This window comes from Streptomyces sp. NPDC090083 (genome assembly GCF_044747445.1).
Lineage (GTDB): Bacteria > Actinomycetota > Actinomycetes > Streptomycetales > Streptomycetaceae > Streptomyces.
Map to the genome: position 1 here is coordinate 21,264 of NZ_JBIVED010000012.1, position 13,898 is coordinate 35,161.

Annotated in this window: 13 protein-coding genes and 2 pseudogenes; 9 read left to right on the plus strand and 6 right to left on the minus strand. The window is 69.2% G+C overall.

Annotated features, from left to right (window positions below; translation table 11 throughout):
- Nucleotides 1–190: 190 nt before the first annotated feature.
- From ACIPTO_RS33625 to ACIPTO_RS33655, 7 genes and pseudogenes are all read left to right on the plus strand, one after another.
- Complete coding sequence (locus ACIPTO_RS33625) at nucleotides 191–400, plus strand: hypothetical protein (protein ID WP_401198443.1); 210 nt, start codon at nucleotides 191–193, stop codon at nucleotides 398–400.
- Between the two features lie 333 nt (nucleotides 401–733).
- Nucleotides 734–1,582 carry a helix-turn-helix domain-containing protein gene (locus tag ACIPTO_RS33630; protein ID WP_401198445.1) on the plus strand — a complete coding sequence of 283 codons (849 nt, stop codon included), beginning with the start codon at nucleotides 734–736 and terminating at the stop codon, nucleotides 1,580–1,582.
- Nucleotides 1,583–1,587: 5 nt separating this feature from the next.
- Entirely contained in the window at nucleotides 1,588–2,277 is a 690-nt protein-coding gene (locus tag ACIPTO_RS33635) for a hypothetical protein (protein WP_401198703.1), read from the plus strand.
- Between the two features lie 144 nt (nucleotides 2,278–2,421).
- The gene (locus tag ACIPTO_RS33640; protein ID WP_401198447.1) at nucleotides 2,422–3,756 is read left to right on the plus strand and encodes a hypothetical protein; all 1,335 of its coding nucleotides are present in this window, start codon (nucleotides 2,422–2,424) and stop codon (nucleotides 3,754–3,756) included.
- 238 nt (nucleotides 3,757–3,994) lie between these two features.
- A complete protein-coding gene (locus ACIPTO_RS33645; RefSeq protein ID WP_401198449.1) occupies nucleotides 3,995–4,399 on the plus strand; it encodes a plasmid mobilization protein in 405 nt (134 codons plus the stop codon).
- A gap of 4 nt (nucleotides 4,400–4,403) precedes the next feature.
- Nucleotides 4,404–6,108, plus strand: a pseudogene (locus ACIPTO_RS33650) (mobilization protein).
- Nucleotides 6,109–6,217: 109 nt separating this feature from the next.
- On the plus strand, nucleotides 6,218–6,610 hold the full coding sequence (locus ACIPTO_RS33655) for a hypothetical protein (RefSeq protein ID WP_401198451.1): 393 nt from the start codon (nucleotides 6,218–6,220) through the stop codon (nucleotides 6,608–6,610).
- A 148-nt stretch (nucleotides 6,611–6,758) separates the two neighbouring features.
- Here the strand turns inward: ACIPTO_RS33655 and ACIPTO_RS33660 are convergent, their stop codons facing one another.
- The 3 genes from ACIPTO_RS33660 to ACIPTO_RS33670 all read right to left on the minus strand — a co-directional run bounded on the left by ACIPTO_RS33660 (nucleotide 6,759) and on the right by ACIPTO_RS33670 (nucleotide 8,812).
- Nucleotides 6,759–7,463, minus strand: coding sequence for a hypothetical protein (locus tag ACIPTO_RS33660; protein ID WP_401198453.1), 705 nt, complete (start codon nucleotides 7,461–7,463; stop codon nucleotides 6,759–6,761).
- Between the two features lie 98 nt (nucleotides 7,464–7,561).
- Nucleotides 7,562–8,020 carry a hypothetical protein gene (locus ACIPTO_RS33665; protein ID WP_401198455.1) on the minus strand — a complete coding sequence of 153 codons (459 nt, stop codon included), beginning with the start codon at nucleotides 8,018–8,020 and terminating at the stop codon, nucleotides 7,562–7,564.
- Between the two features lie 105 nt (nucleotides 8,021–8,125).
- A complete protein-coding gene (locus tag ACIPTO_RS33670) occupies nucleotides 8,126–8,812 on the minus strand; it encodes a DUF317 domain-containing protein (RefSeq protein ID WP_401198457.1) in 687 nt (228 codons plus the stop codon).
- A 614-nt stretch (nucleotides 8,813–9,426) separates the two neighbouring features.
- Here ACIPTO_RS33670 and aspS point away from each other — a divergent pair.
- Nucleotides 9,427–10,737 carry an aspartate--tRNA(Asn) ligase gene (gene aspS / locus ACIPTO_RS33675; protein WP_401198459.1) on the plus strand — a complete coding sequence of 437 codons (1,311 nt, stop codon included), beginning with the start codon at nucleotides 9,427–9,429 and terminating at the stop codon, nucleotides 10,735–10,737.
- Here aspS and ACIPTO_RS33680 read toward each other — a convergent pair.
- Nucleotides 10,727–10,938: pseudogene (locus ACIPTO_RS33680) on the minus strand (flavoprotein); the annotation flags it as partial. The gene aspS and the pseudogene ACIPTO_RS33680 overlap by 11 nt on opposite strands.
- 90 nt (nucleotides 10,939–11,028) lie before the next feature.
- Here ACIPTO_RS33680 and ACIPTO_RS33685 point away from each other — a divergent pair.
- The gene (locus ACIPTO_RS33685; RefSeq protein ID WP_401198461.1) at nucleotides 11,029–11,886 is read left to right on the plus strand and encodes a hypothetical protein; all 858 of its coding nucleotides are present in this window, start codon (nucleotides 11,029–11,031) and stop codon (nucleotides 11,884–11,886) included.
- On the opposite strand, the gene ACIPTO_RS33690 is transcribed toward ACIPTO_RS33685, so the two are convergent.
- Both ACIPTO_RS33690 and ACIPTO_RS33695 read right to left on the minus strand, forming a co-directional pair.
- Complete coding sequence (locus ACIPTO_RS33690; protein ID WP_401198463.1) at nucleotides 11,874–12,731, minus strand: aldo/keto reductase; 858 nt, start codon at nucleotides 12,729–12,731, stop codon at nucleotides 11,874–11,876. The genes ACIPTO_RS33685 and ACIPTO_RS33690 overlap by 13 nt on opposite strands.
- The gene (locus tag ACIPTO_RS33695; RefSeq protein WP_401198465.1) at nucleotides 12,665–13,861 is read right to left on the minus strand and encodes a JmjC domain-containing protein; all 1,197 of its coding nucleotides are present in this window, start codon (nucleotides 13,859–13,861) and stop codon (nucleotides 12,665–12,667) included. The genes ACIPTO_RS33690 and ACIPTO_RS33695 overlap by 67 nt, the downstream gene beginning before the upstream one ends.
- Nucleotides 13,862–13,898: the final 37 nt, after the last annotated feature.

Here is a 13,898-nt window from a genome sequence, read left to right on the forward strand (position 1 = left end):
GGGAGCTGTAGTTGGTGCCCGGGATCGAGGCCGGTTCCGGGTGCTGAGCTGGCGCGGCCAGGCAACATAGCCGATGATCGCCGGTTAGCAAAACCGGGGATTCTCCGGATCATTGACGTCGCTCACCGCCTGCCCGCTCGCTCCGCGTCGTGGCAGGTGGATCGCCGACCGATATGCCCCAAGGACGTCTATGCCCCAACGACAGCCACAGCTCACCGAGACCCAGCCTGACCGCGACATCGCCCCCGAGTACGATTCCGACCGCCGCCAGAAACCGGATGAGGCCAGGGAGGCCGCTCTCCGGCGCGTGTGCGACGGGTTCACCGCGACGATCAGCCCGCGGAGCGCGGCTCGGCTCGCGGACCTGCTCTCTGCCACGAGCTATGTCCAGGCGGCCTGATCACGCCCGCTTCGGCACCCAGGAATTCGGCTCTCCCGTTCAGGAAATGCGGTACAGGACGCGTTCGCCCTGAGCTGTTCGATTTCTCGGCGTAATGCTGGACTTGTGCCTGGTGAGTGTGGCTGTGTTGGTCGTGCGCCCCGGACGCTGGTTCCGGAGTCGCGAATCGCCGACACAATCGCGGGGGCCAAGGTGCCCCTTGCGTACGCCTGCGCGCAGCGGTGCCGACCGCCGCAGAGGCGCCAGGAAACTCCAAGCCGCGCCCTCTTCCTGCACGCCGCCTGTAGCGGACCCGCGCGCAGCCTTCAGCCTCGACGTAGGAGCCGCCTCCAGATGAGCCTTGACGCCCGCGAATGGGTGTGGGACCACAGCCGCAGCAAGGGCACCGCCCGAATGGTCCTCGCCTTGATCGCCGACCGGTGCCCCGACCGGCGCTGCATCGCGTACGCGTCCGTGCCCACTCTCATGAAACGCGCCAACGCCTCCCGTACGGCAGTGCGTGACGCCCTGGCCAAGCTGATCGCCGACGGGGAGCTGATCCCGCTCGCCGGCCGCAAAGGGCCGCGCGGAGAGACGTACTACCACCTGCCGGACGCGGCCCGGTTCCTCGCTGAACAGGCCGCCGAGGGGGATCAGGATCTGACCCTCCTGGGGGATCGGGTTCCGACCCCGGGGGGACCGGAATTCGACCCTGTCGACGCCTTCGAAGGGGGGTCGGAATCTGATCCCCCGGTGCGGATTCCGACCCCTGGGGGGTTCGGATTCAGACCCTCTGCGGGCGCGGATTCCGACCCCCAGAACAGAAGAGAACCGAAGGTGAACGGTAGTAACAGCAGCAGTTCTGCCCCTCTCATCTCCGCCGCCGACTGGCAGATCGACGACGACGCCGGGGCCTGGCTGCAACACCACGGCCACCTCAACCGACTCGGCGAGCACGCCCTCCACGCCGCCGACGAGAAGTGGCGTGCCTACCGGACTGCATGCGCGCCCCGCACCGCCTCCGCATGGGCTGCCGACTGGCGCGCATGGATCACCCGCGAGCACACCCCGACCCCCGGACGCCCGCATCTGCGCGCCCTGCCCGGTGGCAACGCCCCTGCCCCAACCACTGGCATGAGCCGCTCCGAGGCGCACATGGCCGCTCTGCTCGCCGCCCTCGACGAACCGAACGAAACGGAGTGACCACCCTGCAACGACGCGAAGTTGCCGCCGTCCTCGCCTACATCGGCCGCCTCGACCCCCGCGCCATCCGCACCGGCACGAACGAGGTTCGTGACCAACTCGTCCAATGGCACGAGCTGCTCGGCGATGTGCCCCTCGCGACGGAACACGGCTGGGACGTCCGTGAGGCGGTACGAGCACACGTCCTGGACTCCCCGTACCCGATCCTGCCCGTGGACGTCGCCCGCAAGTGGCGCGCGTACCGGCGCGACCGCCTCGACCGACACACCGACCCCACCCCGTCCGCCGATCCGGACGACTCGGCGTCCTGGCGTGCCGAGTTGCTCCGCACGCGGCACGCTGTCGCCGCCGGAAGGGCCGAGCCCTCGACGCACCGGCAGATCACCAGCGGTGCCCCGCACCCGGGAATCGAGTCCCGTCTCGCCGCCATCGGAACGTGCATCCCGTCGGCAGTCCGTGCCGAGCTGGCCCCCTACCGGCCGGCCCGAGCCGCACGCGAGGCGGCCGTCGTCGCGGGACAGCCCGACGCCCTCAGCGTTCCGTGCCAGTGGTGCCGCGCCGCCCAAGGCGAACCCTGCCGTAACCGGCGCGTCGGTCTCGACGGTCGCGCCCGGAGCAACGTGCCCCGGGCGACGCCCCACCCGACCCGCGTGGACTTCGCCGTGGCGGAGCGCGCTCGTCAAGAAGCGGCGTGACCCGCACTGGCTCCCCGCCGTGGACGCGCTGATCACACGCGGCAGCTATCACGCGTGGGGCCCCTCACAGAAGGGGTCCGCGTGTACGCCCCCTTCGTGTAGGCCCTCGCTCCCCTCGCCTTCCTCCCCGTGGAGACCGTCTGCATGACCCTCGGCAACATCGCACACACAAGCGCCGACGGCGGCATCACTCCGCCCCTGCCTCACTGGACCACCCTGTCAGCGGTTGGCGCCGTCCTGGTTCTCGTCGCCGTCCTGCTCGTTGGACAGCTGCTGCGCCGACGCCCCCAAAAGCCCGGTGCCGGGCAGCGACGTGGCAGCGCCGCCATCCCAGTCGCGGCTGTCGCGGCGATCGGCTGTACCGCCTACAGCGCGGACACCAGCTGGCGCTTCGCCTCCGACTACCTCGACATGGGCGGCACCGTCGAGCGCGCCGCGATGTTCGCCGTCGCTGAGCTCGCCCTGTTCGCCGCCGCGCTGATGGCCCGGATGAACCTCAACGGCCCGAAGCAGGCGCCAGGGGTGCCCGGCACGCTCACCTGGGTGATCACCGGCGTGCAGATCGTGCCCGCCTACGCCGAGTCCGGGCTGGTCGGCGGAACCGTGCGGGCCTTCGTCGGCCCGGTCCTGGCGGCGGTGCTGTGGCACCTGGCCATGGGCATCGAACTACGCAACCGCAGCCCGCACGCCGACTCCCGCAGCCTGACCGCCGTCCTCACCCGGCAGGCACGCGAACGGCTGCTGGCCCGCCTGGGAGTCGCCGACCGAGACGCGGACGCCGCCCGGATCATCCGCGAGCGCGCCCTCGACCGGGCCGTCACCCTGATCCTCCGGGCCGAGGCCATGACGCCGGCGAAACGCGCCAATCGGCGCGGCCGACGCCTCACCCGCCGCCTGCACCAGGCCCTGGAACAGGCCGATGTCGACCACGACGAGCGCCAGGACCAGCTGCTGCTGCGCAAGCTAGCCACCCGCCAACAGGCGCTGGCCCTGGCCTCCGTTCCGCTGCCCCGGCGATGGTCCGCCCTCACCACGGACACGACGGGCACCTCCACGACCACCCGCCCGCGGGCCACAGCGACAAAGCGGGCAGAGTATCCGGGCTGCCTGCCCGAGACCGGTACGGGCGATGACGCCGCCCACCGGGCTGCCCGCCCGGAGCCCGTAGCCCGCCCGTACCGGCCCGCCCGCACATCCACGAGCCCGGACCCGAAACCGAGCGAGGAACCGCCGGACGCCAATCCGGGCGAGGCTGCGCGGGCGAAGCCGAATCGCCCGGCCCACAAGCCGCGGGCGACACCCGGTCTCCTCACCGAGTACGCCCATCGCATCTTCCGCGAAACCGGACGCCTCTCCCGCGACCTGCTGGAGGAAGCCGTGCGCGAGGACGGCTACAGGGTCGCCAGCGACACCGCCGGAGAAGCCGTCCGCACCGTCAAGGCCGAGCTGAAGCCTGCTCGCGCCAGCCAGTCCCACTGACCTGCTCCACCCAGCACCGGAGGAGAACTGCTCAATGCACGACCCGCACCACGAACTCCCCACTCCCCAGGAGGAGATGGTCACCACTCCCGTTACACGCGCAGCAAGTTGTCGGATAAGGAGTCCTTATCCGGCCCCCGCCCTGGAGGGGGCGGAGGCGTCCGGTGCCGAGGCGGCACCGGAGTCGGCCGGCCCAGGGGGGCCAACCGGGACAGGGGGAGCCGAGTCGTCGTCGAGCGTGCCGCAGCAGCAGTCTGCGCCGCGTCGCCGTCTGCGTGACAAGCAGCTGCGCGAGCGCCGCGTCCACCCTCGCTACAGCGACGACGAGTTCGCCCTGATCGTGAATGCCGCTGCCCTGAGCGGCATGGCCCTTGGCGGCTACGTGGCCGAGTGCTCGCTCGCCGCCGCCCGCACCGACGACCCCACCGCAGCGGTCGCCGACTACCGCGCCATGGTCAAAGCGCTGATGGCTGCCAACGGGCAGCTCGGCATGATCGGTAACAACCTCAACCAGCTCACCTGGCACCTCAACAAGGACGGTGCCTGGCCCCACCCCGACGCCGTCCAGCGGCTCCTGGAGCGCGTCGAGGCTTCCATCGCCGAACTGGACACCGCCATCGCCCAGGTCACTGAAGGGCGGTGAGCGGGTGATACCCAAGATCATCCTGAGCGCGGGCCCGTATGCCACGCGCCGCACGATCGGCTACCTCTTCGGCAAGGGCCGGGCCAACGAACACGTCGACCCCCACCTGGTGGCCTCCTGGAACGGCTTCGCCCCCGACCCCGGCCGCAGCCCCCACCGCGATCCGAAGGACGCGATGGCCCAGCTCGTCGCCCAACTCGACCAGCCCGTGAAGATGCTGGGGGACAAGGCACCCAAGGACACCGTGTGGCACTGCCCCGTCCGCGCCGCCCCCGAGGACCCGATCCTCACCGACGCCCAGTGGGCCGACATCGCCCGCCGGATCGTGGCGGCCGCAGGCATCTCCCCCCGAGGGGGACGAGCATGCCTGCCGCTGGGTGGCCGTCCGCCACGCCGACGACCACATCCACATCGCCGCCACCCTCGTACGCCAGGACGGACGACGCCCCGAGCGCGGCTACGACCAGCGCGCCGTCCAACGCGAGGCCCGCAAGATCGAAATCGACTACGGGCTCAGGCAGTTGAAGCAGGGGGACGGCACCGGTGCCAAGCGCCCCACTAGCAAGGAACACTTCAAAGCCAAGCGCCTGGGCCAGGACGCCGCCACCCGCGACGTGCTACGTCTGCGGGTCCGCCGCGCGGTCGCCGCCGCGGCCGACGAAGCCGAGTTCTTCGCCCTGCTGGAAGCCACCGACGTGATCGTGCGCCTCAAGCTCGGCCCCTCCGGCGACGCGCTGGGCTGCAACTTCGCCCTGCCCGCAGACACCAACGACAAGGGCGAGCCGGTGTTCTACGCGGGCTCCACGCTCTCCCCCGACCTGTCCCTGCCCAAGATCCGCAAGAGCCTCGCCACCACCGGTTCCGAACCGGCCACCGCCCGGTCGGGTAACCCGTGGCACCAGGCCACCGCCGCCGCCGAACGCATCCCCCACCACCTCGCGCACGACGACGACCGTGCCGCCCAGGGCCAGCTCGTTGCCCTGGGCACGACGCTGGACCTGCTGCCGGTCGCTGCTCCGGCCGCGCTGAGGACTGAACTCGAACGCGCCGCAGCCGCCTTCGAGCGAGCCACCCGCTCCCGCATCACCGCCGATCTCGCCAGCACCCGCGCTCTAAACCGCAGCGTCCAGGTGATCTGGCGCGACCGCCCACAGGAGCGTGACGGCACGGGGCTGGCGATGCTCCTCGACGCCGTCCTCACCGCCGTGGCGTTCGCCGTGCACTGGCACCGCACCCACCAGCACGCCCAACAGGAAGCCGCCGCCGCACAGGCACTCGTCCACCTGCAGATCGCGTACGGGCAGGTCGCCGAGCCGGTCCTGACGGGCCTCGCCCAACGCACCCCCAGTGACCAGACCAAGCGCCGCTTCGCCCATCACCTCCAGGAGGCGGTCCCGGAGCACGCCGAACGCATCCTCAACGACGCCTCCTGGGACGCGCTCGCCACCGTGCTCGCCGAGGCGGAAGCCGCCGGGCACAACGCGGTCACCGTCCTGGACCAAGCCCTCGGACAGCGCACGCTCGACGATGCCCACAGCCCGGCCCGCGCGCTGACCTGGCGCATACGGCGCCTCGGCGAGCGTCATGCCCCCGGCCCCCGCGCCCAAGCGGCCATGGCCGGCAACACCGCACAACGCCCCGGTATCCCCGCAGCCCACCCCACGGCAGGTGTTCCGCTCCAGCAGCAGCCTCCCGCACGGCGGCGCTGACCCACGGCGCGCGAACTGTAGCCGACGATCCCCGGTTACCGAAACCGGGGATCGTCCGGAGCATTTGTGCCCCACCCCCGACTCCCACTTCCCGGAAGGAACCCCCTGCATGGCCCAGACCGACATCCGCCCCCGCGTCGTCATCCTCCTCGCCGACGTAGACCCCTCCCGCCGCGACGAACCCGGTCGCCTGTACCGCCGCGACGGCCGCCCCCTCACCGGTGCCGAGCACGACCTGTTCGCCACCAGCACCTCGGACGAGATAGCCATGGCCGTCGCGCACGGGCTGCCTGATGAGGCCGACTGGATGAGCGAAGCCGACCTGGTCGCGAAGGCCCTCGTCAACCTGTACATGAAGTACGCGTACCAGCTGCCCGACGACTCCCTGGACAGCGTCTACGACCTCATGACCGACGAGGACTACGCCGAGTTCGAGCGTCTGACCGACCTCCAAATAGCCCTGTACGCAAGCGAAGAACACGCCGAACTCGAAGAAGACTGACCGACGACACACCAGCGGGCGGCGATTCAGGACCACGCCCACCAGTCAGCGCCCTCAGCACCACGCACCCATCAACGTGGCCCCTGGCCCCACACATGCCGAAGGCCCGACCAGAAACACCGGCCGGGCCTTCGACATGCACACGAACTCACGTGGTCACACGGGCTTTCGCCACCGCCTCCTCCACATGGGCATCGACCAGCGCGGGCGAACCCGAGACCACCGCAACCACCATCCCCACACGAACAGCCGTCTGCTTAACGACCTGGCTACGTCCTCCTGCCGTGAAGGTAAGCAGTTGGCCCCACTGCTCGTCACCCAACCTCGGGGCGGGCACCTCGTGGGCGGTGACCGTGACGGCCGTGCTGCCGGCGAGGACCCGGTAGCTGGAGCAGGAGGTCATCGCCTCGAAGATCCGGCCCACGCCACTGGAGAGCTCGGCCGCGGTCCCGCTGTACAACTCCTCAGAGACCTCCGAGCCGGTACTGCTTGCGTAGGTGAAGGAGACCTTCGCCCTGCGCGGGAAGCCGAGGCTGCCGCCAGCCGCAGCGTCACCGCCGAGTTCGCTCACCGCGGGGCAGCCGGTCAACGTGACGTCATCGTGCCGACCGGGCTGCTCCGCCTTGCGGGCGTAGCCCTCGCCCAGGTCACCCTCGTCCAGAAGCCTCTTTGCCAGCGCGGCCGAGGACAACGGCCCCGCAGCCGGGGCGTTCCCGCCCTCCTGGCGTCCCGAAACGGAGGCGGAGGCGGAAGACATCGGGTCCGTGGCGCGGGCGCTGTCATTGGAGCAGGCCGTCAGGACCAGGACGGACACAGTGCCCAGGCAGAGCGCGGTCGTGGTGGGAAAACGCATGTGGAACCCCCATGTTGGTGCGGAGCGAACGGTCTGACCAACCCGGCTCTCCGGGGCCGGCGATGTGGAGGGGAGGGGGAGAGGGGGTTTCGGAGGAGTCAGTGGCCGAGATGGCGCAGCCCGTCCTCAAGGGTGGGGTGCCAGTGGTCGGCCGGACCGGAGTGGCGGTTGTACCAGGCCGCGTCCAGCTCCGGCTCCCTCGCCGTATGACCGGCACGGCAGCGCAGCCACACCGAGTCGTCGCGCAGGCAGAGGACAACCCAGTGCCGGTACGCGCCGCACGCGTGACACTCGTGTACCTCGCCGTCGATGACGAGCGGCTGGTCCCAGCGCATCATGAACCCGACGACGTCCTGGCGGGACGGCGCCCGACATTCCGGCGGCAGGAAGTCTGGGTCCAGCGCAGCGTCTGCGGCGTCCTGGGCGGTCTCGGCGGCCGAGCCGGACGCATCGGGCCAGGGCACTTCGGTGTGCATCTGCAGCAGCACCTGGCCCGCACGCTGAGCATCACGGAACTCACGGTCGGCGCGAACACGGCGTCGGAATATTCGGAACATACGGGTCTCCTTCATTGCCATCCGGCGAGTCCGGGCAACAGCCCTCTCAGGGACATCCGCGCTCGGCGAGGAGCCGCACGCCAGCCACCCGTGGGGTGTGGGTCGTCAGCTGCGGCGGACGACCATTAGCCGGCCCTCGGCGTCCTTGGGCAAAGTGCGGCGGGACACCACGGCCGGCGAGGCCAGCGAGGAGGCGAAGGCGGCGACCAGATCATTGGGGACACCGGCGCTGAAACTGGCGCACCACAGATACGGGGCGCCGAGAACGGGTTCCGTCCACGCCTGCCAGCCCATCAAGCCAGGGCGCGGATCGGCGTCCTGGACGAGCGGCGGCTGCAGCCCCAGGGAGAAAGTGGCGGAGAACCCGGGGTCCATGGCGGTGGTGTGAGGACTGTCCAGGTCACGGACCCAGCCCTGGGCGCCAAGCGCGTTCAGGACTGTCGCGGGCCCCTCGTAGCCGATGTCGGGCGCCTCGCGGGTGTCGACCGCAACGAGGAGGTCGGCGAGTGCCTCATACGGGATACCGGCGGTGAAGTACGCGTTCCACGATGTCATCACGGAGTCGGCGTCCGGGCGGGCACTCAGTTGCCAGGCCACGGGCAGCCCGCCCAGTTCGAACGGGTAGGCCGCGAGGACCCACTCGGCACCGCACAGCCCGTCCGGGTCCACGTACAACAGGGTGTCGCGGGAGGTGGGCCACATGCGCCAGCCGAGACCGGTCAGGGCGGACCCGATCTGCTCGGCGAGTACGCCGTCGTCACCAGCCAGGTGCCGAGGGGTGACCCAGTACAACGGCTCCTGCGAGTCGGGGCTGAGGGGGTCGCTGGGGTGGTGCGGGTACAGGGGCGCCTCCGTGGGTTCGGGGGTGGGTGTTCTGGCGGGGGTGTGTACGTTGACATGGCTTGCGGCCGGGCACCAGTCATTTCCGGGGATTTCCTGTCTGCCAATGGCGAACTGGAAAGAAGGCGGACAAATTTGCCCTCGCGCGTAGGGGTCAACCCCTCGTTCTGCCTGAGTACGGAAGAGGCAGACTGCATGACGACGAGCGAGTAAACCGCGTTCCTTCATGCGTCTCTGGCTGCGCGCCCGTCTATTTGATTGCTGCTGTCACTGCCCGCTCCGTATCCTGCTGGGCAACGCGTTGACGGAGACGAGTATCCGCAGATCACGCGAGCAGAGAGAGCCGCTGGAAGCTGGGAAGGCGGTCTCGCGTCCCGTGGTGAAGACCCTCCTGAGCGCGAGGAGGAACGACCCCCGTCTGGTGGTCCAATGCCCCGCCGGCCAGCCCCCGTCACTGGGCCTGAACGAGGTCGCCACCATGTGGCGGCGAAAGTGCGGTGGTACCGCGAGTTGCCCTTCTCGCCCGCACTCCCAAGGGATCATGACGGCGTCCCTTGGAGGACCGAATGATCCACAGCCGCGTACCCGTCTCCGACTTGCGAGAACACGTCGGCCGTACCGTTTCCGTCTTCGGATGGGTGAACACACTCCGCCTGCAGCGCCACATGCAGTTCGTCATCGTGCGCGACCACACCGGCATGGTGCAGGTGATCCACAAGCGCGACAACGGCCCGCTGGAGGCCCAACTCGAAGCTCTCACCCCCGAGTCCGCAGTCAAGATCACAGGGCGCGTCGTCGATGTAGCCCAGGTCAAGCTCGGCGGCCTCGAAATCGTCCCCGAGGCTGTCGAGGTTCTGAACCCGGCCGCGACACCGCTACCCATCGACGAGCGCACAGGGCTGGAGCAGCGGATGGACTGGCGCTTCCTGGACGTGCGCCGTCGTCCTGCCACCCAGTTGCTGTTCGCCGTGCAGACCACCCTGGAACAGGGCCTGCGCGAGTACGCCTACGCCCAGGGCGCCACCGAGATGCACACCCCCAAGCTCATGGGCACCGCCTCGGAGTCCGGCGCTGAGGTCTTCGAGGTGGGCTACTTCGGCCGTAGCGCCTACCTGGCGCAGTCGCCGCAGTTCTACAAGCAGATGGCGATCGCGGCCGGCATCGACAAGGTCTTCGAGATCGGGCCGGTCTTCCGCGCGGAGCCGTCGTTCACCTCCCGGCACGCCACCGAGTTCACCGGCGTCGACGTGGAGTTGGCGTGGATCGACGGCGTCGAGGACGTGATGGCGTTCGAGGAGCAGATGCTCGCCCATGCGATTGCCAAGGTCGCCGACGCGCACGGCGAGGCGATCGCCGAGCACTTCGGGGTCGAGGTCACTGTGCCCACGACGCCCTTCCCCCGCATCGCCATGGCCGACGCACAGGAGATCCTGCGTAGGGGTGGCTGGGACCCGGCAGGGGACAAGGAAGACCTGGACCCGGAAGGCGAGCGGAGCATCTCGGCCCACATCAAGGAGGCCACCGGGCACGAGTTCGTGTTCATTACGCACTACCCGGTCGGCATCCGCCCCTTCTACCACATGCGGGCTGCCGATGACTCGAGCGTGACCTTGAGCTTCGACCTGCTGTGGAAGGGCCTGGAGGTCACCACCGGCGCGCAGCGCGAACACCGGTACGGCGTGCTGCTGAAGCAGGCCGCCGAGAAGGGCATAAGCCCCGAGCCGATGCAGGACTATTTGAACGCGTTCCGGTACGGATGTCCGCCCCACGGCGGCCTCGGCATGGGTCTGGGGCGAGTGCTGATGGTGATGCTCGGGCTGGACTCCATCCGCCAAGCCAGCTTCCTCTTCCGCGGGCCGAACCGGCTCACTCCGTAGCCAGCCGCACGGACAATCTGGGCTTGAGCAGTTTCCAGCGCCTCCTCTCAGCTGGCCAGTCCGCTCCGCCCCCGGCCTTCGGGCGGTGGGGCTCGGACGAACCGATCAGGACGCCCATCTCGTGCAGCCGCTCCAAACTCAGGCCGTAACGGGGTGGGCAGCCTGAGTAGAGTTCAGAAACGGCAGGACGGCGGTGGGGACCCTGCAGTCGGATTATGAAGTGGCGGGTGGCTACCGCCCGTACTTCGGCAAACAGGCGCCTCTCACTGCGCCACTGCTACGGTCGCGTCCATGACGCTCTCGGTCTCCACGGGTCAGGCTGTCGACCTACGTGTACAGCCGGTTGACGAGGTTCTTGACCGCGTCGAGCGGTCTCTCCAAGTGGGGCTGCTCCCAGAGACGATGGTGCGTAAGCGCCGATCCGTGGGGGCCAGAACAGACCGCGACACCTGGGTTCGGATCGAGCGGCGCCTGCTCGACAAGATCTCCGACCAGGGGTGGAACGGGACTGAGAGTGCCGCCCGCCTGAAGGGCATCGCCCAGCCCGAATGGCACGGAAGTGTCGTCTGGCGGGCCACGGACGGGCCGGTGATGTGGCGAGCCGACGAAACCGATCTCCTGCCAGGGGCTCCTGTCGGAAACGCCATCCTGAGTGAAGCCCCGGAGCTGCCGGACGACTGGTGGGGCGCACTGAACGCGTCGTTGGACGCGCTGGCGAAACAGAGCACGAGGCGGGTCGCCACGCCGGACACCGAGACCGTCACCCAGGCCCTTGTCACCGAGTCTGTCCGTGGTGTTTTCTCCGGCGATTTCGATACGACCATCGAGCAGTGGGTGCCGGCCCACGCGGACTTGAACTGGGCCAACATGACGGCTCCGGCGTTCAGTCTCTTCGACTGGGAGGACTGGGGTAACGCGCCGCTGGGGCTGGATGCGGCCTCGCTGTGGGCGAGTTCCCTTGTTGTCCCGGCTCTGGCCGATCGCGTATGGCACGAGCGCCGGTCGGACTTTGAGAGCCGGGACGGCAAGCTGATGACGCTGTTCGCCTGCTCGAAGATCCTCGGGCCGTACGCGCACCCGGAAGACCCTCGGCTGGAACCCGCCCGGCGCATGGCCGAGCAGGTCATCAAGGAGCTTCAGGCCGGCTGATCGTGTGAACGGTCTCGCAGGAGACTCCGGTACTCCTGGACTGTTCGTTCCTCGACCTCGCCGACCAGGGCGCCGACGAGTTCGCCCAGATGGGCGGGCTCATCAGTGCCCACCGCCATAGTGCCGACCCTCGGCAGGTGATAGGCGGTTATGAACGCCGCCTGCACACGCGAGGGTTGGCGGCTGTCACCGAGGAAGACACGGGGGTCGATCTTGGCCCACACCGAGTCGCTGGTGCTGCCGCCGAAGGGGCTCATGCCCCATACCTCGCTGGGGTCCAAGTCCCACGCCCTGATGAGGGCGTCCGCGGCATCCAGCGCTCTGACTCCGACGAGTAGGCCGGCGCGGACCATGAGGGTCGCCGGTCTCGGTACGGTCGGGCCGATCAGTCCCACCAGGGATGACGGTTCCCAGGACGCGATGCCCCAGGCGGCACACAAACCCTTGCCCGTAGCTTCATCAAGGGCAGCGCACGCTTCTGCCAGCACCTCCTGGCCATGTCCGCCGGCCTCGCGGACCGAGTGTTCCGGGTTGTGCAGGAACACCAGATCCGGCTCCTGCCCCAGGTCCCCGGCCGCCTGTTCCACGGCCGCGTGCAGCCGTACGGGATCCAGGGAGTGCCCCGCCCCGCCCGGTCCCGGAAAGTAGCCCACCTTCGTGGAGACGCTGAACTTCGACAGCAGGTCTCCGGCCGTCTGCGCGAGGACCTGATGCGAACGGAAGCCGAGGTAGTTGGTGCTGGTGTCGAGTGTCGTGACGCCGAGGTCGAGCGCCCCAGTCAGGACCCGGCGTTCGTGACGAGACCGGTGTAGCCCGAGAACAACTCGGGGGTCAGCACCGCGCACAGCTCCTCCTTCACCAGGATCTCAGCGACGTCCGTTACTTCGGCCCCGGCGACGGCCGCAGCCTGTTCCAGCTCGACCGGCTTGCCGCTGAGCAGCAGACGAAGTGCGGGCAGTGCCTTGGCCGCGAGGGTGAGCTTCTTGCCCGAGGCCACGATGTCGACGGTCTCTCCGTGCTCCTGGATCTGGGGCGGGAAATGGGTGGTGCACACCACGGCGTCGAGCGGCCCGAGTATGTCGAGGAACGGCACGTGCCGAGGCAGGGCGGTCGCCTGCTCGTACGCGTCCAGGAAGTCGGCCGGCGGTCGCTCGCTGACCAGCTGGGCGGCGGCCTCGGTCAGCGCGCCAGTGCCAGTTCCGTGTCGGCGGTCGAGGTCGTGGCGGAAGATCTCGTGCTCGCGGCACCAGTCGGCCAGCCATGCGAGCCAGCTCGCCCCGGTGCGCTTGGTGATGCCGAACGTGACGTGAAGGCTCTTGCCGGAGCCGCTGCCGGTCCGTGTCGCCTGGTGCCAGTGGCCCCGCGGAATGTGCATGACGTCGCCGGTCCGCATCAGACCAGACCAGATGATCTCGTCGCTCGGAGTGCTGTTGGGGTCGGCGTCCCGGTACATCGGGACCGCGCGGGAGGTCACGCGGACCTCCCACTCCTTCTCACCCGCGAGCTGGACGATGACGACATCGTGGTCGTCCCAGTGCAGGGGGAAGCCGGAGGCGTCGTTCGTGGTCAGGTACGCGTTGACCTGGACTCGCTCACGGGACCACCACTCCAGGGCCCGGCAGGCGACCTCCATCGTCGGATCGAAGACGTTGGCCTGATCCATGATCACCGTCGCTCCTTCGCCCAGGAGCCTGCCCAGGCTGCGCATGTTGACCATGGAGATGCTCTGGCCGCGGGGGCTGACGCTGTCGGTGTAGTAAATGGCCGGGTGGACCTCCTCGCCCTTCTGGAAGCACCGGAACTGCGGGCGGTTCAGGCTCCTGCGCATCGCGATATCGAGCAGGCGGTTCGGGGTCATGATGCGGGAGACGAGGGTGGCGTCGTCCATGCTCCCGCAGACGAAGTCCTTGCCCAGCTGCTCGGCCCCGCTCCAGCCGAGTGCTGCCTCGATGGCGCTGATCAACCGGTGTTCCATCGTGTGTCCTCCATGGGTTCGGCCACTGATGCGGACA